We start from the raw sequence: 22,896 nt of genomic DNA on the forward strand, positions 1-22,896 counted from the left end.
CCCGCCCTTCAGTCGGCGATCAGGAAGCTGCCGGCGGCGACCAGGGCGGCGATCTCCTCGCCGAGGACGTCGGCCAGGTGCCGCGCCGCGCGCGACGGCTTGCGACCGCCGGGGAGACCGAGCATCAGCGTGCGGACGATAGGTGGATCGTCCACCGGTGCGGCCGAGAGTTTACCGCTTTCGAGATCGGCCCGGACCGCATGAAGCGAGACGAAGACATGGGCCAACGCGTTGGCAGCCAGCGTTCGCAACGCCTGGAGTGCACCGACCTCGAAGCGCACGTCGAGGGCTATCCCACGTTCCTTTGCGAGTGCCGCCAGATGCTGGCGAAAGGACTCGCTGGAGTCCGGCAGGGCCAGCGACACGCCGGCCAGATGTGAAAAGGGCAGCGGCCGATCCAGCCGGTAGTCGCGGGAGCGATCTCCGGCGAGGAGGAGGCGCTCGGAGAACAAGGGTTTCAGGGTCGGTCCTGGCGTCGCTTTCCTGTCGAAGAACAACGCAACGTCGAGATCGCCGGCCTGCAGCATGTACTGCAGCTGTGTCGACACGCCGCCGACCAGTCGGATGTTCACCGCGGGATGGCGCGGCATGAAGCCGGTCGCCAGGCGCGCGCTGAGCGTATCGAGCAGAAGCCAGGGAATGCCGACGGCGACCTTGCCGGCGATCGCCTCGTGCGACGACAGCATCTCCGACTTGAGCTGATCGAGCGAGGCGAGGATGGGCTGCGCGCGCTCGATCAGATGGCGGCCCGCCTCGGTCGGAGTCAGGCCGCGACCGTGGCGGCGAAACAGCGGGGTGCGGAACTCCGCTTCGAGAAGGCGGATCTGGCGGCTGAGGGCCGTCTCGACGATGCGCAGTCGCTCGGCGGCCTTTTTCAGGCTGCCGACTTCGGCCACCACGAGCAGGGTCTGCAACTGGCGCAAGTCCATCTCGGCTCACCCACCGTCTTGTGCTCCTGCAACTTGCCTAGCACGGAAGGCGCCAAACCGCGTCAGGAGCGAAATGCCGGCCGCAGCGCCCAGACCATCGGCAGGGTGGTGAGCGCGACGCAGGCGACGGCGATGAGCGCCGTGGTGAGCCCCACCATGTCGCCGAACAGGCCGAACAGCAGAGGGCCTGTTGCGCCGGCGACGGAGCCACCGGTGTAGAAGACCGCGAAGGCCCTGGTGCGTCGTTCAGGGCTGACGAATTCGGGGATGGTTCCGTAGAGGACCGAAGAGGTGCCGTTCAGCATCAATCCGACGACCGGCAGCAACAGCAGCGCGAAATCGAGCGAGAGCGGCAGGGCGGCGAGAATGAGCAGCGTCGTCGCGGCTTCGGTGAGCAGCACCGAGGGCACGACGCCGAGCCTCTGGCCGACCCAGCCCATCACCAGCTTGCCAGCGGCGCCGCCGGCGAAGAGCAACGACAGGCCGAGGCCGATGGTCGGCAGGTCGGCACCCTTGTTGCGCAGGAGGAACGGCAGAAAGATCAGGAAGCCGGTCCGGACCAGGTCGTCGGCGATATGAATCGAGAAGAGCAGCCAGTAGGCCCAGGGCCGGTCCTGACCGGCCACCACCTTCGACGGTTGGGCCTTGCCGTGCGTTACGATGGGCCGCAGCGAGGCGAGTATGATCCCGGCGCCGAGGACGGCGAGCGCGGCCATGACGACCAGCGCCTGCTGCCACCCGAGCGCGGCGGCGACTAGCGCGAACAGGGCCGGCAGCAGGACCTTGCCGACGTCGCCGGTGAAATTGTAGGTGCCGAGCGCGGTTCGGGAGCGCGCGCCGTGATAGGCGGCCGCGACCAGGCTGGAGCCGATCGGGTGCTGCGTGCTGGCGCCCAGCCCTGCGAGCAACAGCCCGGCAATGACGCCGTAGAGCGAGCCGCTGAGGCCGGCGAGGCAATAGCCGGCGGCAATCAGCAGCGTGCCGATGGCGAGGATACGGACACCGCCGAACCGTTCGGCCAGCTGACCCGAGGGAATCTGGCCGGTGGCCATGGCGCCGGAGTAACAGGTCTTGAGGGCCCCGATGGCGCCGTAGCTCAATCCGAACTGCGACTGGAGCAGCGGGTAGAGGACGTTCAGCAGGTCGGTGAAGCCGTCGTGCAGGGCATGCGCGCCGCCGCAGACGGTGAGGGTGCGGCGAGCCGCGGTCGGGGTGGAGACAGCGATTGTCATCTCGCTGTCACGATACTATCGGCCAGGTATCCGGGCGAACCAAAAGGCGATCTGCTGCTGGAAATCGCTTTCGGCGAATGCCGTGTCGGTGATGACCGAGGGCTTGCCGTTGCGCGCGTAGCGCACACTCATCAGCCGCTTGAAGGCGGTGTCGGCGGAATGCAGGATCAGCACGTCGCCCTGGCGGCGCTGGAAGACGAACTCGTGGTATTTGCGGATGTTCACCAGGTTCACGACGTAGCGGCCGTCCGGGCCGTCATCCGCGAGCTGGCGCACCGGAATGTCGCGGCCCTGGTTGGTGATGCCCATCAGCGCGAAGGCCTCGGGCGCCGTCATGTTGTCCCGCCCGGTCCTCTGGATCAGCGCGACCAGACGGTCGCCGCGCGGCGAGAGCGTGTGCCGGGGCGCGGGCGTCGTGGCGCAGGCGGCCAAGGGCAGGAGGGACGCCGAAAGCAGGAAGCCGCGACGCGTCGATGCGAACGTGCTCAAACCTTTTCCTTGTCCATGTCGATCTCGATGGGAGCGATCTCCGCCAGTACGCCGTCGCGAATGGCGCGGAAGAAGCAGTTGTGGCGGCCGGTGTGGCAGGCGACGCCGGTCTGGTCGACGAGCGCCAGCAAGGTGTCGCCGTCGCAATCGATGCGCAGCTCCACCAGTGTCTGGATGTGCCCGGACGTATCGCCCTTGCGCCAGGGCGCCTTGCGCGAGCGCGACCAGTAGCATGCACGGCCCGTGCGCATCGTCTCGGCCACGGCGTCGCGGTCCATCCAGGCCATCATCAGGATTTCGCCCGTGTCGTGCTGTTGGGTGATCGCCGGCACGAGCCCCTGCGCATCGAACTTGATGACGGCGAGGGCGGCGTCGATCTCGGGCTGCTGGTAGGTCGTCGGGGTCGTCATTGGGGCACCATTGGGCACAGGGGCGAGCCTTGGCCTCCGGAAGGAACGGCGCGTATAATCGCCGCCTACTCGGTTGGCAAATCGGAAGTCCCGTGAAGAAACCGGCCAAAGCGGCGCCCGCGGGGCACCACGATCACGAACACTGTGTCGAGGACGCGATCGCCGCGGCCGAGAAACTGTGCGCGGCCAAGGACCTGCGCTTCACGCCGCTGCGCCGCCGGGTTCTAGAGCTCGTCTGGTCGAGCCACAAGCCGGTCGGTGCCTATGCGCTGCTCGACAGCCTGCGCAACGAGGACCTCGGCTCGGCGCCGCCGACGGTCTATCGCGCACTCGACTTCCTGATCGAGAACGGCCTGATCCACCGCATCGAGCGCATGAACGCTTTTGTCGGCTGCAGCCATCCGGGCGAGGCCCATCGCGGCTTCTTCCTGATCTGCAGCGAGTGCGGCAATGCCGAGGAGATCGAGGGCGACGGCCTGTCCGACGCCATCGCCGCCAGCGCCACCCGCCGCGGCTTCACCGCGCGCGACATGACCCTGGAAGTGACCGGCATCTGCGGCGAGTGCCGGGGCGCCGCCTAGACGCGGCGCCCCGGCGAACCGGTTTTCAGGCGTTATGCGCCCGGTTGAGGCGCTCGAAGCCCTCGGCTAGGTCGGTCTTCAGGTCCTCGACGTCTTCCAGGCCGATATGGACGCGCAGCAGCTGCTTGCCCTCGGGCCACGGCACGGCGGTGCGGTACTGGTCGGGATGCGCGGGGATCATCAGGCTCTCGTAGCCGCCCCAGCTCGCGCCCATGCCGAAGATGTCCATGCCATCGAGCATCGCGGCCACGGCGGGGCGTTTGATGCCGTCACGCAGGGTGAAGGAGAACAGGCCCGACGAGCCCTGGAACTGCTTCTTCCAGTTCTCGTGGCCGGGGCAGTCGGGCAGGGCGGGGTGCAGCACCTTGTCGACCTCGGGCCGGGTCTTCAGCCAGTGGGCGATCTCGAGGCCGCTCTTCTCGTGATGGCGCAGGCGCACGCCCATGGTGCGCAGGCCGCGCAGCGCGAGGTAGCAATCGTCGGGTGCGGCGTGGAAGCCGAACGACTGGCAGGCGGTCTTCGCCGTCTCGAACATCGCGCGCGTGGCGCAGGAAATGATGCCCATCATCGCGTCGGAATGGCCGACGATGTACTTGGTGCCGGCGTGGATGGAGATGTCGCAGCCGTGCTCGAACGGCTTGAAGTAGAGCGGCGTCGCCCAGGTATTGTCGATCATCACGGTCGCGCCGGCTTTTTTGGCGACCGCGGCCATGCCGTCGACGTCCTGGACCTCGAAGGTCTGCGAGCCCGGCGCCTCGAGATAGAGGACCTTGGTGTTCGGCCGCATCAGCTTGGCGATACCCTCGGCGCCGATCATCGGGTCGAAGTAGGTCGTCTCGACGCCGAAGCCCTTCAGCGTCGTGTTGGCGAAGCGGCGCGCCGGACCGTAGGCATTGTCAGTCACCAGCATGTGGTCGCCGGTCTTCAGGAAGCCGACGATCGCGCCGGTGACGGCGGCGAGGCCCGACTGTACGGCGATGGAACGGTGTGCGCCCTCGATGGCGGCGACCGCATCTTCCAGCGCCTTCTGGGTCGGCGTGCCGTTGCGGCCGTAGCCGAAGCCCTCGAACGGAATCCGGTTCTCGAACTTGTCCATGGTCGGCGAGAGGATCGTGGACGCGTGATAAACGGGTGGATTGACGATGCCGAAATTATTGTCGGGATCGCGCCCGGAGACGGCGAGAACGGTGTCGGGGCGGGTGTAGGTTTTCTTGGAGGTCATGACTCTACTATGGCAAGGCGTTGAAGGGAGATCAGGGGCCCGTGACGATTGGCGTATCGGCGCGGCCGCCCCATTCCGTCCACGAGCCGTCATAGACCGCGGCCTCGGGCGCGCCGGTGAGATAGAGGCCGAGCGCCACGACACAGGCGGTGACGCCGGAGCCGCAGCTCGCCGTCACCTTCTTCGACGGATCGATGCCGGAGGCGGCGATACGGGCCGCCAGCTTGTCGGCGGGCAGCATCGTGCCCGTCGCGGGATCGAGCAGCTCGTTGTAGGGGAGGTTGAAGGCGCCCGGCATGTGGCCGCCGCGCAGGCCGGCGCGCGGCTCGGGCGCCTCGCCGCGGAAGCGGGCGGCGGCGCGGGCATCGACGATCTGCTCGCGCTTGCTTTCGATCAACCCCAGCACGTCGTCGACCGACCGGACCAGCGCATTGTTCAGGCGCGACGTGAAGTGGCGCTCGCGCGGCGGCGTGGGATCGTCGGTCACGGGGCGACCCTCGCTCATCCATTTCGGCAGGCCGCCGTTCAGGACCGACACGTCCTTGTAGCCCATGGCGCGGAACATCCACCACACGCGGCAGGCACCGGTCATCGGCGTGGTGTCGTAGATCACGATCTTGTTGCCGTCGCCCAGGCCGAGCTTGCGGACGCGGGCCGAAAACTTCTCCGGTGGCGGCAGCATGTGCGGCAGCGGGCTGGTCGTGTCGGCGATCTCGTCGATGTCGAAGAAGACTGCACCCGGAATATGCTGCTGCGCGAATTCCGCCTTGGGATCGCGTTTCTGCGCCGGCAGGTAGAACGAGCCGTCGACGACGCGCACGTCCGGCGCATCGAGGCGGGCGGCGAGCCAGTCGGTGCTGACGAGGGCGTCGGGCCTTGCATAGTCCATCGTGATTTCTCCTAGGCCAGCGCGATGATGAAGCGCCGGTTCATCTTTCCCTTGTTCTCGACCTTGGTGCACTCGACGCGGCCGATCTCGCCGGTACGGGCGACGTGCGTGCCACCGCAGGCCTGGAGGTCGACGCCTTCGATCGACAGGAGACGGACCCGACCGGTGCCCATCGGCGGCCGAACGCTCATCGTCTTCACGAGTTCGGGCCGGGACATGAGTTCCTCGTCGGTGACCCATTGCTGGGTGACCGGCCGGTCGAGCGCGATCAGCCTATTGACCTCTTCCGTGATCCATTCCTTCGTCGGCACGTCGCCCTCGAGGTTGAAGTCGAGGCGGCTCTTGTCGGCGCCGACCTGACCTCCCGTGACATTACCCTTGATGACGGCCGACATCACATGCAGCGCCGTATGCATGCGCATGTGCAGGTGGCGGCGCTCCCAATCGAGCGTGGTGTGGATCTTCGTCCCGACCCCGGGTCGTGGCGCATCGGGGGCCAGGACATGCAGCACGTCTCCGCCTTCGGCCTTCACGGAATCGACAATCCTCGCTTCCCCGCCGTCCCAGCGCATGGTCCCGGTGTCGCCGGGCTGCCCGCCGCCAGTGGGATAGAAGATTGAACGGTCCAGCCGCACCCCACGATCCTCGACGGCGGTCACGGTGGCGTCGGCTTCCTTGAGATAGGCGTCCTGCCTGAAGAGTTCTTCGACCATGATCGGGATTTAGGCTTTCACCAGACGCGCCGCAACTTCCTCGCCCGTCGGCATGGCGGGCGCGGCGCCGAGACGTTCGACCGAGCAGGAGGCGGCGGCGCTGGCGAAGCGCGCGGCTTCTGCGGGCGTCATGCCTGCAGCGAGGCGCGATGCGAGGGCACCGACGAAACAATCGCCGGCGCCGGTCGTATCGACGACCTCCGCCTGGAATGCGGGAATGTTATCGACGCCTGTTGCCGTCACGACGATGGCACCGCGTGCGCCCAGGGTTGCGATGACGGCCCGCGCACCGCGTTCCCGCAGGACATTGCAGGCGGCGACGACGCTCTCCTGGGAACTCCGGGCATCGAGCGAGGCGCCTGTCGCCTGCGACAGCTCGATCTCGTTCAGCACGGCAACATCCACCGATTTCATCAGCTCTGCCGCATGGTCGGCAAAAGGCGCCAGGTTGAGGACGGTGCGCGCGCCGGCGTTGCGTGCCCGAGCGAGGATTTCCTGGGTCGCGGCGAGGGGCGTCTCGAACTGCGCGACCCACACTTCGTCGTGTTGGGGCTCGTGGTGCAGCATGGACGCATCGAAGTGCATGTTGGCGCCCGAGGCGACGGTAATCGAATTGTCGCCTTCCGCCACCTGGATCAGCGCCATGCCGGTCGCGGGACCGTCGACCTCTGTGACGCTCGTGCTGTCCACGTCGTTGTCAGCGAGGAATCCGCGCAGGCTGTTGGCGAAGGCGTCGTTGCCGACGGCGCCGACCATGGCGGTCGGCACGCCGAGCCGGGCGCAGGCGATGGCCTGGTTGAGGCCCTTGCCGCCGGGCAGGAACGAGACTTCCGCGCCCAGGATCGTCTCACCGGGCGCAGGCCGCCGCGCGCTCTGCACGACGACGTCCATGTTGAGGCTTCCGCAGACGACGACCCGGCTCATGTCGGCGTGCTCATGCCATCCAGCGTGGCAGCGGCAGGTTCTTCTCGCGCAGGAAAACCGGATTGAAGAGCTTGGACTGGTAGCGGCTGCCGCCGTCGCAGAGGATGGTCACGACGGTCTTGCCGGGCCCCAGGTCGCGGGCGAGCCGCATGGCACCTACGATGTTGATCGCGGTCGAGCCGCCCAGCACGAGACCCTCATGTTCGATCAGATCGAACAGGACGGGCAGAGCCTCCTCGTCAGTGATCTGGTAGGCCATGTCGATGGGCGTGCCCTCGAGATTGGCGGTAACGCGGCCCTGGCCGATGCCCTCCGTGACCGAATTGCCCTCGGCCTTGAGTTCGCCCTTGGCGTACCAGTTGAACAGCGCGGAGCCCATGGGGTCGCTGAGCGCGACCTTGATGTTGGGATTGCGCTCCTTCAGCGCCCGCGAGATGCCGGCCAGCGTGCCGCCGCTGCCGACAGAGCAGGTGAAGCCGTCGACCTTGCCGTCGGTCTGGGCCCAGATTTCCGGCCCCGTCGTGCGGTAATGGCCGTCCCGGTTGGCCGTATTGTCGAACTGGTTGGCCCAGATCGCGCCGTTCGGTTCCTTGGCGGCCAGTTCCTCGGCCAGGGCGCCGGAGTAGCGGACGTAGTTGTTCGGATTGGAATAGGGCGCTGCCGGGACGAGGCGCAGGTCGGCGCCGCAGAGGCGCAGCATGTCTTTCTTCTCCTGGCTTTGCGTCTCCGGCATCACGATGACGGAGCGGTAGCCCCGCGCATTGGCGACCAGCGCGATTCCGATTCCGGTATTGCCGGCCGTGCCCTCGACGATGACACCGCCGGGCTTGAGCTTTCCCCGTTTCTCGGCGTCCTCGACGATCGCGAGCGCGGCGCGGTCCTTCACTGAGCCGCCGGGATTGAGGAACTCCGCCTTGCCGTAGATGCTGCACCCCGTCGCCTCGGACGCGGCGCGCAACTTGATCAACGGCGTGTTGCCGATGCTATCGATGAAACCCGACCGGACGTTCATGACCTACTCGCTCTGCTAACCCTGTGCCGCCCCGGCGCGACCGTAGACAGGGAGCAGGGGGGATCGCAACCGGACCATACCGGTTGGCGGCTTAAGTGGCCCAGAATTCGCATGGAGCCGACCGGGCTCGCACGCCCTGCAGGGCTCAGATTGGAAGTTCCCATGACTGCGCATGCTGCCGTCCATTCGAACTGGGCCAGCCTCGTTCATCCGAGCGGCGATCCCATCCGTCTGAACCACACGGACTTCGTGGCCATCGACCGGGACGGCGACGCGACCTACGACCCGATCTATCGACCCCAGGCGCTCTACAACCGTGTGACCAACGGCTTCCACGCAAACAACGAAGCCTTCCTGCTGCAGGAAGTCGCGACGAACCTGCCAGTCTACCGACCGGATGCCGGCCCGACCGATTTCCATCTTCATCTGCCCCCCGGCGGCTTCCAGCTCGTGCTGGTCACGTCCGGGCTGTTCACCTTCGACTATGACGGCCTGATGCATTACGTCGGGCCCGGCGCCGTGATCCTGCAGAGCGCGATCGTGCACCGTCAGAGTTCCTACAGCTGGTCCGGACTTGCGACGGACGCGAACCTCAAGACGCCGCAGACGGTCGTGCCCGATCCGCTTTCGATGGGCTACTCGGGCAAGTTCATCGAAGCCTTCATCACGGAACCGACGACGTTTCCCAATCCGACCGTCGTGCACTCGGAAGAGATCGAGGAGGCCGAAACGCCACGTCTGGCCTGGAGCCACCCGTTCCACGATCGCCCGCAGGATGCCGGTTTCTGGTTCCAGGATCCGCTGGCGCTGGACGCCCTCTACCGGCCGCTTCCGGCCGGTCGCGTGAAGTCGGTCATGCCCGTCCATGTCCGCGATCTCGGCATCGAGGCCCCGAGCGGCCATCTCGTCACCGGCCACATCATCGCCACCGATCCACGCGGTCAGTCCCTGTTGCCGAAGAGCGCGTTGTCCGCTGGCGATGACACGGGGCTCGAGAAGGGCGAGGTCGTGGTCTATCGCGTCATTCGCGGCACCGCCGAACTCAAGGATGCGGCGGGCAAGGGGTTCGAACTCACGACCGGAGACTCGGTCACCTTTGGCAGGAACGCGGCGACGCTCGTCGGGCTTGGTGAGAACACCCAGCTCCTCCGACTGGGCCTCCTGAAAGACATGGACAATCTCCGGCGATGGACGACAGCGCAGCGCGACGAGATCGATGGGTTGGCCGGCCGGATCATTACGCGCACGGCCGCCCGTTCCCAGCGCACACAGGGCGAGCCGGTCGGGTATCTTTACGAATAGGCCGGCGGCCGATCAGCGCCAGCGGTTACGCAACTCGTCGCGATGGAGCGCCAGCCACTGCAGGGCGATCACCGCGGCCGAGTTGTCGATCTCGTCGCGGCCGAGCAGCGCCAGGGCGTCGGCGAACGACATCGTCGTCACGAGGATGTCCTCGTTCTCCGTGTCTAGCCCGTGAACGCCGCCGACGCCGGCCGACTCGATTCGGCCGAGGAAGATGTTGCAGGTTTCCGAGCAGGCGCCCGGGCTCAGCACGAGGCTGTAGAGGGGCACGAGCTCTAGGATCTCCACCGCCGCTTCCTCGACCGCCTCGCGCTGCGCAACGCCTTCCGGTGTCTCGCCTTCCTCGATCATGCCGGCGACGATCTCCCAGCACCAGGGATGGCGGCCGGCCGCGAAGGTGCCGGCGCGAAACTGGCGGATCAATACGACCTCGTCGCGGATCGGATCGTAGGGAAGCACGGCGGCCGCCTGGCCACGCTCGAAGACCTCGCGGTCGAAGGTGCCGCTCATGCCGCCCTGGTAGAGGCTGTGGCGGAACCTGTAGCGTGCGAGGCGGAAATAGCCTTGGAAGGCCACAGTGCGTTCGACCAGTTCGGCCTTTTCGCCGGGCAGGGGGATCGAGGGCATGATTTGCACTCCACAAGCGAAAAGGGGCCGTTCCCTTACAGGAACGGCCCCAATTGGCTCCGGAGGTAGGAATCGAACCTACGGCCAGGCGATTAACAGTCGCCTGCTCTACCGCTGAGCTACTCCGGAATAAACTCGGTACGACGGCGGCACGTCGGCGGTTTCAGTCGGCCACGAAGGCGCGGTCTTTTGACAGAGCCGGTCTTGCGACGCAAGGCCTGTCAGTTGTGCAAATTCGTGGAGGCCCGGGCCGGAGTCGAACCGGCCTGGAAGGATTTGCAGTCCTCTGCATAGCCGCTTTGCTACCGGGCCGCACGAAAGCGCGCGGTGCTATTCCCACGACGTGACTGGCGGGTCAAGCCGGGCGCGACGCTCAGACCTTTGACGCTGTCGTCCGCTGCCGCCTATATAACATCGCTACATCTAGGGGGCAGCCTATGACGGATTTCGCGCTCGCGCGACGCAATATGGTGGAAGGGCAGCTCCGGCCCAACCGGGTCAACGATGCCGGCCTGCTGGCGGCGCTCGGGGAGCTGCCGCGGGAGCGCTTCCTCCCGGCGGCACTGCGCTCGGTCGCCTACGCCGATGACGACGTGCCGCTGGGCAATGGCCGCTTCATGATGGAGCCGATGGTGCTGGCCCGTCTGATCCAGGTCCTGCAGCCGCAGGGCGACGACAAGGCGATGGTCGTGGCTGCCGGCCGGGGCTACGGGGCGGCGATCCTGGCGCGGCTGGCCAAGTCGGTGGTTGCCGTCGAGGCCGACGCCGGCCTGGCCGAAGGTGCTCGGCAGGTGCTCGCCGACCTCGGGGTCACGGGCGTGCAGCAGGTGGCGGGCGAGGCGGCGCACGGGGCCGCGGCGTTGGGTCCCTATGACATCGTTCTGATCGAGGGCGCGGTTCACGAAGTGCCCAAAGCCATTGCAGACCAGCTCGCGGAGGGTGGCCGGCTGGCCACGGTAGTTGCCGATCCGAGCGGCGCGCTGGGCGTCGCTCATCTCTTCGTGAAGCAGGGCGGCGTGGTGTCGGGAAGGCCACTCTTCGATGCCGGTACCCCGCCGCTGCCGGGCTTCGCCCGTCCCGAGCGATTCACCTTCTGACCTGCGCGGGCCTTTCCCATGCCGAGGGCTACCAATAGTGTTCCGCCTGATGCTAGGGTGCCGTCGAAAGATGAGGGTAGAACAATGCGTATCCGGCCCGGTTTGAGGCATGCACGCACTGCGGCCGCGTGCATCCTGGCGGTCGGGCTCGGCGGCGCCTCCAGCGCCTGGTCGCAGAGCCTGATCGAAGCCCTGTCGACGACCTACAACAGCAATCCCGACCTGCTGGCGAGCCGGGCGATCCTTCGCCAGACCGACGAAACCCTTTCGCAGGCGGTCGCCAACTGGCGTCCTCGTGTCACGCTGAACGTGGAGTACAACAAGGTCGAGCAGGACTCCTACTCGGTTCGGACGACGCCGACCTTTTATGCGCTGAACGGCAAGTTCACGACCCTGCAGATGGTCCAGCCGATCTTCCGCGGCGGCAAGACGATCGCCGAGACCAAGCAGGCGCAGTCGAACATCCAGGCGCAGCGGGCCCAGCTTGCCGAAACCGAGCAGACCGTGCTGCTGTCGGCGGTGACGTCCTATGCCGACCTCATTCAGAACATCGGCATCGCCGATGCTCGCCGCAACAACGTGCGGGTGCTGGTACAGCAGCTCGACGCGACCCGCGAACGCTTTCGGGTCGGCGAACTGACTATAACCGACGTGTCGCAGTCCGAGGCCCGCCTGGAACTGGCCAAGGCGGACCTCGTCCAGGCCGAGACCCAGGTTCGCATCGCCGAAGCCGCTTTCCAGCGGACCATTGGCAAGAAGCCGGGGAAGCTCGGTGAGATCCCCCTGATCGGCGGCCTGCCGTCGTCGGAGGAGGAGGCGATTGGCCTCGCGATGGATGCCGGCCCGCGGGCGGTCACCGCCGCGCACCGCATCACGGCGGCCAACTACGGCGTCAATTCAGCGGTCGGCGACCTGCTTCCGCAGGTCAATTTGGTCGGCGCGCTGCAGCAGCAGTTCAATCTGCAGGTTCCGAACGACAGGTATTACAACTACGCAGTCCGCCTTCAGGCCACGATTCCGATCTTCCAGAACGGCAGCGAATGGTCGCGCATCCGGTCCGCGCGCGAACTGGTCGGGCAGCGCCGCAATGAACTGGACAGCGCCCGTCGCGCCGTGGCCGAGAACGTCATCCGTGCCTGGCGCCAACTCGACTCCTCGCGCTCTCGGGTCACGTCGTTCGAATCGCAGGTCCGCGCCAACGAAGTCGCGCTGAACGGCGTGCGCCAGGAAGCGCTGGTCGGTTCGCGCACCACGCTCGACGTGTTGAACGCCGAGCAGGAACTGCTCAACTCGCAGGTCAATCTGATCCAGGCGCGCCACGACGTTCAGGTCGCCTATTACGGCGTGTTGGCCGGCATCGGCCGCCTGACGGCGCGCACGCTGGCGCTGCCCGTCGAGTATTACGACGAGGAGCGCTACTACAAGGATGTCGGCTCCCGCTGGATCGGCTGGGGCAGCAGCGGCGAGTCCGGTACGGGCATCATCCCGCCGTCCACTTCGCCGGCTGGCGTAGCCGGAGCCGCCCCCATGGGGAGCGGCGGCAAATGAGCGACGGCAAGGCCGGCCAGAACAAAGACCCGTCGATGGACGACATTCTGGCGTCCATCCGCAAGATCATCTCGGACGACGAGGCCCGGGCGCAGGTCGGAAGCCTGCGCCATGCAAATTCGGGAGAGCGCCCGCCCGTGATACCGCCTGCACCGCCGTCACCCCCGCGTGACGATGTCCTCCTGCTTACCGAGATCGTGGAAGAACCCAAATCCATGTTGAACGAACAACCGACGCCGCTACGCGCGGTCGAGTCCGCCAATCCGGCGGAGATGCCGCAACCGTCGACCGAGGCCCCGGCTGTGCCGCCGCCGGCACCTGTTGGCGCCGCCAAGACCGATACGCTGGTCGGCGCCGGGGTTGCGGGCGTGGCCAGTTCGGCTTTTGCGCGCCTGAACCAGGCGGTGCAGGACAGCGTACCGCCGCCGGCGGCCACCAATCCCGGCCCCTCGGTCGGCGGCCAGACCATCGAGGATCTGGTCAAGGAGATGCTGAGGCCGATGCTGAAGGAGTGGCTGGACACCAATCTGCCGCCGATGGTCGAACGCTACGTCGAACGCGAGATTGCGCGGCTGACCCGCCGCTGACGCCAGGCGCCACCCCCATTTTTCGCCACGGTGTCGCAACCGTGGCGTTTTTCGTTTAAGGCCAGACCATGCTCGACAAGACCTACGACCCCAAGGAAATCGAGGCCCGGCGCTACCCGGAATGGGAAAGCGCGGGCGCCTTCCGCGCCCATCCCGAGTCGCCGAAGCAGCCTTACTGCATCGTCATCCCGCCGCCCAACGTCACGGGCAGCCTTCACATGGGGCATGCGCTCGACAACACGCTGCAGGACGTTCTGATCCGCTGGCGCCGCATGAAGGGTGATGACGTGCTGTGGCAGCCCGGCACTGACCATGCGGGCATCGCCACGCAGATGGTGGTCGTGCGCAACCTCGAGCAGGAAGGCATCGGCCTCGCGGTCGAGGGCGCGGCCAGGAACGACGCCAACAAGAAGCTGCTGAACCGCGAGGAATTTCTCGCCAAGGTCTGGGAGTGGAAGGCCTATTCCGGCGGCACGATCACCAGCCAGCTCCGACGCCTCGGCGCCTCCTGTGACTGGAGCCGCGAGCGCTTCACCATGGATGAGGGCCTGTCCAGGGCCGTGCTCAAGGTGTTCGTCGAACTCTACAAGCAGGGCCTGATTTACAAGGACCTGCGGCTGGTCAACTGGGACCCCAAGATGCTGACCGCGATCTCCGACCTCGAGGTCGAGTCGCGCGAAGTGAAGGGCCATCTCTGGTACTTCAAGTATCCGATCGAGGGCAGCCCGGACGAATTCATCGTCGTCGCGACGACGCGACCCGAGACCATGCTGGGCGATACCGGTATCGCCGTGCATCCCGACGATCCGAAGTGGAAGCACTTGATCGGCAAACATGCGGTGCTGCCGCTGGTCGGCCGCCGGATCGCGATCGTGGGCGACGAGTATTCGGATCCTGAAAAAGGCTCCGGCGCCGTCAAGATCACGCCGGCGCACGACTTCAACGATTTCGAGGTCGGCCGCCGGCACAATCTCGAGGCCATCAACATCTTCGACAAGTTCGCGCGGGTGAACGACAAGGCGCCGGAGAAGTATCGCGGCCTCGACCGCTTCGAGGCGCGCAAGGTCGTCGTCGCCGAGATGGAGGAACTCGGTCTCGTCGAGAAGATCGAGCCGCACACCCATGCGGTGCCGTACGGCGACCGCGGCGGCGTGCCGGTCGAGCCCTATCTCACCGAGCAGTGGTACGCCGACGCGAAGAAGCTGGCCGAGGCGCCGCTGGCGGCGGCGCGCGACGGCCGGGTGAAGTTCGTGCCTGAACGCGGGCGCGAGGATTTCTTCCGCTGGATGGAGAACATCGAACCCTGGTGCGTATCGCGGCAGCTCTGGTGGGGCCACCAGATCCCGGCCTGGTACGGCCCGGACAAGAAGGTCTTCGTGGCGCTGTCCGAGGAGGAGGCGAAGGCGGAGGCACGGGCGCACTATGGCAAGGACGTCGCGCTGGAGCGCGATCCCGACGTGCTCGATACTTGGTTCAGTTCCGCCCTCTGGCCGTTCTCGACCCTGGGCTGGCCCGACCAGACGCCGGAACTGGCGAAATATTATCCGACCAGCACACTCGTCACCGGCTGGGACATCCTGTTCTTCTGGGTCGCCCGCATGATGATGATGGGCATGCACTTCATGAAGGAGGTGCCGTTCCGCACCGTCTACCTGCACGGGCTGGTGACGGACGAGAAGGGCCAGAAGATGTCGAAATCCAAGGGGAACGTGATCGACCCCCTGGAGCTGATTGACAAGTATGGGGCCGACGCGCTGCGCTTCACCATGACGTCGCTGGCGGCCGCTCAGGCCGGCCGGTTGCGTCTGTCGCCGGCCCGTGTCGAGGGCGCGCGCAACTTCGCGACCAAGCTCTGGAACGCGACGCGATTTGCCGAGATGAACGGCGCGGCGCTGCCGCAAGGCTTCGATCCCGCGTCGGCCAAGCTCACGGTCAACAAATGGATGCTGGGCGAACTCGCACGCGCCAACCAGGCGATCGACAAGGCGCTCACCGACTTTCGGCTGAACGAGGCGGCCAGCACGCTCTACGAATTCGTCTGGGGCATTGTTTGCGACTGGTACGTCGAGCTCACCAAGCCGATCCTGCAGGGTGCCGACGGGCTGGAGAAGGACGAGACGCGCGCCGTCACCGCCTTCGTGCTGCGCGAGACGGTGAAGCTGATGCACCCGGTGATGCCGTTCATCACCGAGGAACTGTGGGACAAACTCGGCCATCGCGCCGAGCACGGACCGCTGATCGCCCAGCCCTGGCCGGCGCCGACCGCCATCGATGCGGCAGCCGATGCCGAAATGAGCTGGCTGGTGAAGCTGATCCAGGATATCCGCTCGGCCCGCGCCGAGCTGAACGTGCCGGCCGGCGCGAAGCTCAAACTGCTGGTGATCGGCGGCAACGACACGACGACGGCGCGGCTGGAGACCCATCGTGCCGCCATAGAGCGGCTCGCCCGCATCGAGGGCGTGGAGGCGGCCGCCTCGGCTCCCAAGGCGTCGCTGCAGATCGTCGTCGGCGAGGCGACCTACGCCCTGCCGGTCGGCGAGGTGATCGACCTCAAGGCTGAGAGCGTGCGCCTTCAGAAGGAGATCAAGAAGCTTACCGACGAAGTCGGCAAGATCGACGCCAAGCTCGCCAATGCCGCCTTCGTCGCACGCGCGCCGGAAGAGGTCGTGGAAGAGCAGCGCGAGCGCCGGGCGCAGGCCGAGCAGACGGGGGCACGTCTCAGCGCGGCGCTGGAGAGGTTGGGCGTCTAGCGGGCACGCTTGGCTCGCAGAGCGATTGCCGACGGCGGTGAAGGGGTGATCTCCAGTATCCACCGTGCGAATATGGATATTCAGATGGAGGCAAGGAATGACCTATACTCTGGAGCAGTTGAGCGCCGACATTCGCCAGGCCCTCAAGGCCGATTCGGGAACCGCGGGGAAGCAGGAAGTCTGCAGGCTGGTGTCGAAGGTATTGCTCGACGAAGAATTCGTCGCGAAGCACCTGACCGCCGACCAGTGCCGTCCGCGCAAGGTCCTGTACGAGGATCCGGAACTGGGCTTCTGCATCTGCGGGCACGTCTATGAGACGGCCGCCCACGGTGCGCCGCACGATCACGGTCCCAGCTGGGCGATCTACGGCCTCGCGACGGGCGACACCGAGATGACGGACTGGCGGATCGTGAAGAAGGGCGAGGGCGATGAACCGAGCCTGGTCGAGCCCACGAAGACCTACGTGTTGAAGCCCGGCGACAGTCACTTCTACGATGTAGGTGTCGTCCACTCGCCCAAGCGCGACGGTCTGACGAGGCTGGTGCGTATCGAGGGCTCCAATCTCGACCGCATCAAGCGCTCGAACATCAAGGCGGCCTGACGATGAAGGTCCCTTGCTCGCGAGGGACCTTTCGTCTTCAACGCTTGATCTGCATTCCTAGGTATTTCGCCAGCCCGGCACCGTAGGGCGGGCGCAGCATGCGCAGCGGCGCGAGATCCCACTTGATCTGGTGGTAGATCGACTTGCGATGGCTGAACTCGCGAAAGCCGTCATGGCCGTGATAGGCGCCCATGCCGGCCGGGCCTATGCCGCCGAACGGCAGTTCCTCCTGGGCGACGTGCATCACGACGTCGTTCACCGTGACGCCGCCTGACGTCGTGCCGTCGAGCACCCGGTCGCGCTCCGCCGCGTCGCTGCCGAAATAGTAGAGGCCGAGCGGCCGGTCGTGGGCGTTGATGTAGTCGATCGCATCTTGGACATCGTGATAGGCCTTCACGGGCAGCAGCGGCCCGAAGATCTCTTCCTGCATGACCTTCATCTCGTCGGTCGGATTGAGGATCAGGGTCGGCGCGATGCGGCGATGCGGTTGCTGACGCAGATCCTCGGCGCTCGGATTGATCTCGACGATTTCCGCGCCCTTGGCCCGCGCATCGTCGAGATAGTCCATCAGCCGTGCATAATGGCGGTCGGTGACGATGGCGGTGTAATCCGGGCTCTCACGGATGCTCGGGAACATCTTTCCGACGGACGCCTTTGCCGCGTTCACGAAATCCGGGAGTCGGTCGGCCGGCGCCAGAACATAGTCCGGCGCCAGGCAGATCTGGCCCGCGTTGAGCGTCTTGCCGTTCATGATCCGCGCCGCGGCAACGGACATGTCGGCCGAGTGCCCGATCACGACCGGACTCTTGCCGCCGAGTTCGAGCGTCACCGGCACGAGGTTCTCCGCCGCCGCTCGCATCACATGTCGGCCGATCGCGGTAGCGCCGGTGAAGACGAGGTGGTCGAAGGGCAGGGATGAAAAGGCTTGTCCGACCTCCGGCCCGCCGGTGACGACGGCGATCTCGCTCTCGTCGAAGGCGCTGGCGAACATCTGCTTCAGCAGCTCGGACGTAGCCGGCGTCGTCTCGGAAGGCTTGATCATGGCCCGGTTGCCGGCGGCAAGGACTCCGGCGAGCGGTGCGAAGGTGAGGTTGACCGGGAAGTTCCACGGACTGATCACGCCGACCACGCCCTTGGGCTGGTAGCGGATCTCGGCACGCGCGCCGAGGAACCCGAGGATGCGCGGCGTCGTTCGGCGCCGTTCGGTCTTCATCCAGTGCCGCACATGATCGCGCGCGTGCTTCAGAGGACCGATCGAACTCGCGACGTCGGCGAAGGCAGTCACGGTGGGCGAGCGCGCGCCGAAATCGGTGGTGAGGGCCGCCTCGATGTCGCGCCGCCGGTCGACCAGCAGGCCTATGCAGCGGTTGAGGCGGTCGATGCGCTGCTCGGCGGTTGGCGCACCATCATTGAGCTGGGCCTTGCGCTGCTTCAGCAGGATTTCGATCAGCCTGGGACCGGGCATGTTTGCTACGAGGCCTTCCGGAGGTCCGGGACGTACGGCTTGCTGGCGAAATGCTCCTGCCCGTCGCCGCGCGCGAAGCGCAGGCCCGCGCGACGGATCGCGTCGTCGTCGACTGGTTCCAGCGGTACGTAGTAGCGGTCGTCGACCCTGGTGAAGGTGTCGTTGTCGACCCGATTGTAGCAGATCAGCAGGGTCCAGCGCCGGTTGGGAGAGCGGTTGGCATCCGAGCGATGGATCGCGTTGCAGTGGAAGATCAACGCGTCGCCAGCTTCCAGTTCGCAATACTCGATCGGGCACTTCTCGAGGATGTGCGGCATGCGCCTGGGGTCGACCTCGTTCTGGGTCGGCGACAGCGGCGTATGGTCGATGCGTCCGAGCTTGTGGGAGCCGGTGGCGATCTGCAGGCAGCCATTCTCGCGGTTGGTGCGGTCGAGCCCGATCATGATCGAGAGCATGTCGGGCCGCAGACAGCCGTTGTAGTACCAGTAGCCGTAATCCTGATGCCATTCCCAGGCACCGCCGACCTCGGGCTCCTTGGCCGTGAGCTTCGACTGGTAGTGATAGACCGGCCCGCCCAGCAGCGCCGCCGACGTGTCGACCATGCGTCGCACGCGGGCGGCGAGGCCATAGACGCTGTCGCCGGCCCGGTTCCAGAGGGCGATGCGCGTCGAGCGGCCCTCGCCATCGCGACGGTCCAGGATGCTGTTCCTCACCGCCGGATCCTCCTCCATGGCTCGGGTCAGCAGCTTGACCTCGTCCGGCGAGAACAGCCCACGCGCATAGGTGAAGCCTTTCTCATGGAACTCCGCGGCCTGTGCCGCGCTCAGGACGTTCGGCATCGTCACCTCGCCTCAGACAGGGCGGAAGATGTTGCGGCCGCCCGTTTCGGAGACCGATACCTTACGCCCGAGCTGCTCGCGCGTCAGCATGTCGCCGACCAGGGCGGGATCGTCAGGGGTCATGGCGACGAAGCGGTCGCCGGTGCCGTCGAGACGGCCCAGGATGTAGCCGCGTTCGGGCGCGTCCTTGCCGTAGGTGACGCAGTAGGTCTCGATCGTGCCGGCGCCCGTCGGTTTGGTTTCGACTCTGCGCTTCGGAAGCGCGTCGAGCTCGGCCTGGAACTTCTTCGGGTCGTCGCGCTTCCACGGTCCCTTCGTGGGCTCGGTCGAGTAGAGGCCGGCCGAATGCTTGGTGAGGTAGTTGCCGTTGGCCGTCACCATGCCGAAGGAGCCGGGCTTGGCGCGGACCACGTTCATCATCTCCGCGATCGAATGCGTGACGTAGTTGTTGCCGGGGCCGCCGAAGAACGGCAGGCCGCCCGTCACACTGATCGGGCGCGGATCGTCCTCGGCGATACCGATCTCCGTCATCGCGACTTCGACCGCCGAGGGGAAGCAGCTGTAGAGATCGAAGGCATCGATGTCCGAGACTTTCTTGCCGGCCATGTCGAGGGCGATGCGGGCGCAGCCGCGGATTGCGGGCGAGGAGTCGAGCTTCTCTCGCTCTGACACCACCCAGGTGTCGGTCCCATCGGCGCAGCCGTGCAGGAACACCCAGCGCTCCTGCGGGATGCCCCATTCGCGGGCCTTCTCGACCGAGGTAACGAGCACGGCCGCCGCCTGATCGATGATGGCGTTGGCGTTCATCAGGCGCGGATAGGGGAAGCAGATCCAGCGATTGTCTGGCGAGATCGTCGACAGGGCCTCGGCGCTGTAGCCCTCGCGGCGCGTGGCCAGAGGGTTGTCCTTGGCCACGGCGGCGAGGCGCGCGAACAGGCGGCCCATCGCCTTCATGTGGCTATCGACGTCGCGGTTTAGCCCGCCGCGGATGGCGTTCTCCAGCAGCGGATAGAAGTGGATCGCGGCACGCAGATCGTGGCGCGCTTCCTCCTCGCTGAAGCCGAAGCGGGGATCGCCGATGCGCACCGGCTCGCCGCCGCCCGGATCCTCGTTCCAGTCGATCTTCATGTTGGCGCGTCGCGCGTTCTGCGTGCTGCGCAGCAGCTCGGCGCCGCAGATCAACGCCAGTTCGGTCTCGCCGTTGGCGATCTGCTCGGCGAACTTGTTCACCAGGTACTGGGGCATGTTGCCGCCCGAGTGCGTGTAGAGCAGCTGCTTTGGATCGGCGTGGAGCCGGTTGGCGACGCTCTGCGGCGGATTGCTCGAGCGGCCGTAGGGCGAGGCGAAGCGCGGGCTGATGTCGCTGAAGAACTCCATGACGGCGATGGCGTCGACCAGATGACCAAGCGCATGACCGCCAATGGCGGCCTGCGTGTCTTCGAGTGCCAGGCCGGCGGCCTCGGCGCAGAAGGCGACCCGCGAGCGGTCGCTCGAGGGGTTGCCGACCGTATCTGTGATCTGGCCGGCGCCGACCAGGATGGGGGTACGCGGATCGATCATTTTACGAGGGCCTCGATCTCGGACGGGGTCAGGCCGGCCTGTGCCAGCACGGTCTTGGTGTCTTCACCGAGCGCGGCGACCTTGGGACCGCTCTGCAGCGGGGAGCCGGAGAAGCGGAAGGGCGGTGCTGGCGATTTGTAGCTGCCGCCACCATCCTCGATGGTGCATAGCGAGCCGCGATGCTCGACCTGCGGGTCCTGAAGGGCCTCGGTGACCGTGACATAGGGCGAGCAGGGGACGCCCTGCTTCTCCAGCGCCGCCACGACCTCCTGGACGCTCAGCTTCTTCGACCACTCCTCGAGTTCGTCGACCAGCAGCCCCCAGTTCATGCGGCGGTCCTGGTATTTCTCGAAGCGCGGATCGGTCAGCCAGTCGCGCCGGCCGGCGGCAGTCGCCATGTCCTGGAAGGTCTTCTCGCTGGCTGTAGCCAGCATCACGTAGCCGTCGCTGGCTTCGATCGGGCCGTACATCGGCCGCGAGGGCATCTCGAAGTCGAACTGGGCGCGGTTGACCTCGCCCAGCAGCATGCCGACCAGCGTCTCGAACATCGACACGTCGACCATCTGACCCTTGCCGGTGGCATGGCGCTGGTGGACGGCCGCGAGGATGGCGCCCATCGCATAGGCGCCGCTGGCATAGTCGGCGACGAAGATGCCGCAATTGTCCGGCCTCTGCCGGCCCTGCTGGTAGAAGAGATGTGCCATGTCGTAGCCGGTCGAGGCATGGATGACCGGCGCGTAGGCGGGGCGGCCGGCGCCGGGCCCGGTCTGACCGTAGCCCGAGATGGCGCAGTAGATCAGCCGCGGGTTGACCCTGGACAGTTCGGCATAGTCGAGCCCCAGCCGCTTCATGACGCCAGGCCGGTAGTTCTCGACCAGGATGTCGACCGTGGTGGCCAGCTTCTTGATGGCGGCGACCGCTTCGGGCTTCTTGAGATCGAGCACGATCGACTTCTTGCCTGCATTCAGCTGGCCGAACATCGTGCTGAAGCCGTCGCGCTGCACCGGCCGCGAGCGCATCAGGTCGCCTTCCGGCGATTCGACCTTCACCACGTCGGCACCCATGTCGGCGAGCAGGCGGCTGCAGTGCGGGCCGGCGATGGTGGTCGAGAAGTCGAGGATGCGCAGGCCGTCGAGCGGCCTTGTCATGTCTGTCATGGGATCACCGGGTTGCGAGGATGAGGACGACGCCGCCCACTACAAGGATGCTGCCGATCCACTCGCCGAGGGACGGCCGTTCCTTGAGGATGAGACGGGAAGAGATGAAGGTGAAGACCAGCTCGATCTGGCCGACCGCCCGCACCAGCGCGGCGTTCTCGAGCGTCATGGCGAGTGCCCAGCCGGCCGAGCCCAGCACGCTGAAGATGCCGACCCAGATCGAGGAGCGCCAGTTGAACCAGACTTTCGAGAGTTGCGGACGATCGCGCCGCGCGAGGTAGAGCGCCATCAGGACGACCTGGATGGTGTTCATGCAGGCGAGCACGGTGATGCCGCGCACCATGAAGTCGCCCTCCGGCAGCAGCTTCGAGGCCTCGCGGATCGTGCCGGCGGCGATGGCGAAGATCGCGCCCGACAGGATGCCGTACATCGCCCCCTTGTGCGTGAGGTCGGCCAGCACGCCACGCACGTCGGAGAATTTTCCGCGCACGCTCAGGATGGCGACGCCGCCCAGGCAGACCAGGATGCCGGCCCAGGCGCCGAGCTTCAGCGGCTCGCCGGCGATGAAGGTCGCGAAGAGGGCCACGAATACCGTCTCCGTCTTGGAATAGACCGTGCCGACTGCGAAGTTGCGGAGCGAGAAGGCGTGGATCATCAGCGAGGTGGCTACGATCTGGGCCACGCCGGCGATGGTCACCAGCAGCAGAAAATGCAGCGAGATCGACGGCACGTGCCGACCGGTCACGAACACCAGGAAAGCCAGCATGCCGAGCGCCAGCGGGGCGCCGTAGAGGTAGCGTACGAAGTTGGCGCCATCGACGCTCAGGATGCCGCGAATCTTCTGCTGCATCGTCGTGCGGATGTTCTGGCACAAAGCGGCAGCGACGGTGATCGGTATCCAGAGCGGCACGGCGTTTATCTCCCTGGCCGGGAGTGTATGGGCTCATCCGCCTCGCGTCTGC

The 22,896-nt window shown here is 66.4% G+C and carries 22 protein-coding genes and 2 tRNA genes; 7 read left to right on the forward strand and 17 right to left on the reverse strand.

Annotation, left to right across the window (positions count from 1 at the left end):
• Positions 1–8: 8 nt before the first annotated feature.
• The 4 genes from Q0Q48_RS15085 to hisI all read right to left on the reverse strand — a co-directional run bounded on the left by Q0Q48_RS15085 (position 9) and on the right by hisI (position 3,060).
• Complete coding sequence (locus tag Q0Q48_RS15085; protein WP_295139173.1) at positions 9–929, reverse strand: LysR family transcriptional regulator; 921 nt, start codon at positions 927–929, stop codon at positions 9–11.
• A 62-nt stretch (positions 930–991) separates the two neighbouring features.
• Positions 992–2,161: an MFS transporter gene (locus tag Q0Q48_RS15090; RefSeq protein ID WP_295139176.1), complete on the reverse strand. Its 1,170-nt coding sequence runs from the start codon at positions 2,159–2,161 to the stop codon at positions 992–994.
• Between the two features lie 15 nt (positions 2,162–2,176).
• On the reverse strand, positions 2,177–2,650 hold the full coding sequence (locus tag Q0Q48_RS15095) for a hypothetical protein (RefSeq protein ID WP_295139178.1): 474 nt from the start codon (positions 2,648–2,650) through the stop codon (positions 2,177–2,179).
• A complete protein-coding gene (hisI, locus tag Q0Q48_RS15100; protein WP_295139181.1) occupies positions 2,647–3,060 on the reverse strand; it encodes a phosphoribosyl-AMP cyclohydrolase in 414 nt (137 codons plus the stop codon). Before hisI ends, Q0Q48_RS15095 begins: the two co-directional genes overlap by 4 nt.
• A gap of 92 nt (positions 3,061–3,152) precedes the next feature.
• Between hisI and Q0Q48_RS15105 the strand changes: the two genes are divergently transcribed.
• A complete protein-coding gene (locus Q0Q48_RS15105; protein WP_295139184.1) occupies positions 3,153–3,641 on the forward strand; it encodes a Fur family transcriptional regulator in 489 nt (162 codons plus the stop codon).
• A 25-nt stretch (positions 3,642–3,666) separates the two neighbouring features.
• Here the strand turns inward: Q0Q48_RS15105 and metC are convergent, their stop codons facing one another.
• The 5 genes from metC to Q0Q48_RS15130 are packed head-to-tail and all read right to left on the reverse strand — an operon-like array spanning position 3,667 to position 8,401.
• The gene (metC, locus tag Q0Q48_RS15110; RefSeq protein WP_295139187.1) at positions 3,667–4,863 is read right to left on the reverse strand and encodes a cystathionine beta-lyase; all 1,197 of its coding nucleotides are present in this window, start codon (positions 4,861–4,863) and stop codon (positions 3,667–3,669) included.
• A 31-nt stretch (positions 4,864–4,894) separates the two neighbouring features.
• A complete protein-coding gene (gene sseA, locus Q0Q48_RS15115) occupies positions 4,895–5,752 on the reverse strand; it encodes a 3-mercaptopyruvate sulfurtransferase (protein ID WP_295139190.1) in 858 nt (285 codons plus the stop codon).
• Positions 5,753–5,763: 11 nt separating this feature from the next.
• Entirely contained in the window at positions 5,764–6,465 is a 702-nt protein-coding gene (locus tag Q0Q48_RS15120) for an alanyl-tRNA editing protein (protein ID WP_295139194.1), read from the reverse strand.
• Positions 6,466–6,474: 9 nt separating this feature from the next.
• Positions 6,475–7,389 carry a ribokinase gene (locus Q0Q48_RS15125; RefSeq protein WP_295139195.1) on the reverse strand — a complete coding sequence of 305 codons (915 nt, stop codon included), beginning with the start codon at positions 7,387–7,389 and terminating at the stop codon, positions 6,475–6,477.
• Positions 7,390–7,399: 10 nt separating this feature from the next.
• Complete coding sequence (locus tag Q0Q48_RS15130; RefSeq protein WP_295139198.1) at positions 7,400–8,401, reverse strand: cysteine synthase A; 1,002 nt, start codon at positions 8,399–8,401, stop codon at positions 7,400–7,402.
• A gap of 162 nt (positions 8,402–8,563) precedes the next feature.
• On the opposite strand from Q0Q48_RS15130, the gene Q0Q48_RS15135 reads away from it, so the two are divergent.
• Positions 8,564–9,703, forward strand: a complete 1,140-nt coding sequence (locus Q0Q48_RS15135) for a hypothetical protein (RefSeq protein ID WP_295139202.1) — start codon at positions 8,564–8,566, stop codon at positions 9,701–9,703.
• 12 nt (positions 9,704–9,715) lie between these two features.
• Here the strand turns inward: Q0Q48_RS15135 and Q0Q48_RS15140 are convergent, their stop codons facing one another.
• From Q0Q48_RS15140 to Q0Q48_RS15150, 3 genes are all read right to left on the reverse strand, one after another.
• A complete protein-coding gene (locus Q0Q48_RS15140; protein WP_295139204.1) occupies positions 9,716–10,330 on the reverse strand; it encodes an NUDIX domain-containing protein in 615 nt (204 codons plus the stop codon).
• A gap of 54 nt (positions 10,331–10,384) precedes the next feature.
• Positions 10,385–10,459 (reverse strand) — tRNA-Asn (locus Q0Q48_RS15145).
• Positions 10,460–10,568: 109 nt separating this feature from the next.
• Positions 10,569–10,642: transfer RNA gene (locus Q0Q48_RS15150), tRNA-Cys, on the reverse strand.
• Between the two features lie 125 nt (positions 10,643–10,767).
• Between Q0Q48_RS15150 and Q0Q48_RS15155 the strand changes: the two genes are divergently transcribed.
• From Q0Q48_RS15155 to Q0Q48_RS15175, 5 genes are all read left to right on the forward strand, one after another.
• Entirely contained in the window at positions 10,768–11,427 is a 660-nt protein-coding gene (locus Q0Q48_RS15155) for a protein-L-isoaspartate O-methyltransferase (protein WP_295139207.1), read from the forward strand.
• 84 nt (positions 11,428–11,511) lie between these two features.
• Positions 11,512–12,975, forward strand: a complete 1,464-nt coding sequence (locus tag Q0Q48_RS15160) for a TolC family outer membrane protein (RefSeq protein ID WP_295139211.1) — start codon at positions 11,512–11,514, stop codon at positions 12,973–12,975.
• Positions 12,972–13,562: a DUF2497 domain-containing protein gene (locus tag Q0Q48_RS15165; RefSeq protein ID WP_295139214.1), complete on the forward strand. Its 591-nt coding sequence runs from the start codon at positions 12,972–12,974 to the stop codon at positions 13,560–13,562. The genes Q0Q48_RS15160 and Q0Q48_RS15165 overlap by 4 nt, the downstream gene beginning before the upstream one ends.
• Positions 13,563–13,630: 68 nt before the next feature.
• Positions 13,631–16,312 carry a valine--tRNA ligase gene (locus tag Q0Q48_RS15170; protein ID WP_295139217.1) on the forward strand — a complete coding sequence of 894 codons (2,682 nt, stop codon included), beginning with the start codon at positions 13,631–13,633 and terminating at the stop codon, positions 16,310–16,312.
• A gap of 97 nt (positions 16,313–16,409) precedes the next feature.
• Entirely contained in the window at positions 16,410–16,913 is a 504-nt protein-coding gene (locus tag Q0Q48_RS15175; protein WP_295139220.1) for a hypothetical protein, read from the forward strand.
• Between the two features lie 37 nt (positions 16,914–16,950).
• On the opposite strand, the gene Q0Q48_RS15180 is transcribed toward Q0Q48_RS15175, so the two are convergent.
• From Q0Q48_RS15180 to Q0Q48_RS15200, 5 genes are read right to left on the reverse strand one after another with little or no spacing between them, the layout of a single operon-like run.
• Positions 16,951–18,378: a coniferyl aldehyde dehydrogenase gene (locus Q0Q48_RS15180; protein WP_295139223.1), complete on the reverse strand. Its 1,428-nt coding sequence runs from the start codon at positions 18,376–18,378 to the stop codon at positions 16,951–16,953.
• A 5-nt stretch (positions 18,379–18,383) separates the two neighbouring features.
• Positions 18,384–19,217, reverse strand: coding sequence for a phytanoyl-CoA dioxygenase family protein (locus Q0Q48_RS15185; RefSeq protein ID WP_295139226.1), 834 nt, complete (start codon positions 19,215–19,217; stop codon positions 18,384–18,386).
• 12 nt (positions 19,218–19,229) lie between these two features.
• A complete protein-coding gene (locus Q0Q48_RS15190; protein ID WP_295139228.1) occupies positions 19,230–20,777 on the reverse strand; it encodes an acetyl-CoA acetyltransferase in 1,548 nt (515 codons plus the stop codon).
• The gene (locus Q0Q48_RS15195) at positions 20,774–21,925 is read right to left on the reverse strand and encodes a CaiB/BaiF CoA-transferase family protein (RefSeq protein ID WP_295139232.1); all 1,152 of its coding nucleotides are present in this window, start codon (positions 21,923–21,925) and stop codon (positions 20,774–20,776) included. The genes Q0Q48_RS15190 and Q0Q48_RS15195 overlap by 4 nt, the downstream gene beginning before the upstream one ends.
• A gap of 13 nt (positions 21,926–21,938) precedes the next feature.
• The gene (locus tag Q0Q48_RS15200; protein WP_295139235.1) at positions 21,939–22,844 is read right to left on the reverse strand and encodes a DMT family transporter; all 906 of its coding nucleotides are present in this window, start codon (positions 22,842–22,844) and stop codon (positions 21,939–21,941) included.
• Positions 22,845–22,896: the final 52 nt, after the last annotated feature.

Source organism: uncultured Reyranella sp. (assembly GCF_945957355.1).
Classification (GTDB): Bacteria; Pseudomonadota; Alphaproteobacteria; order Reyranellales; family Reyranellaceae; genus Reyranella.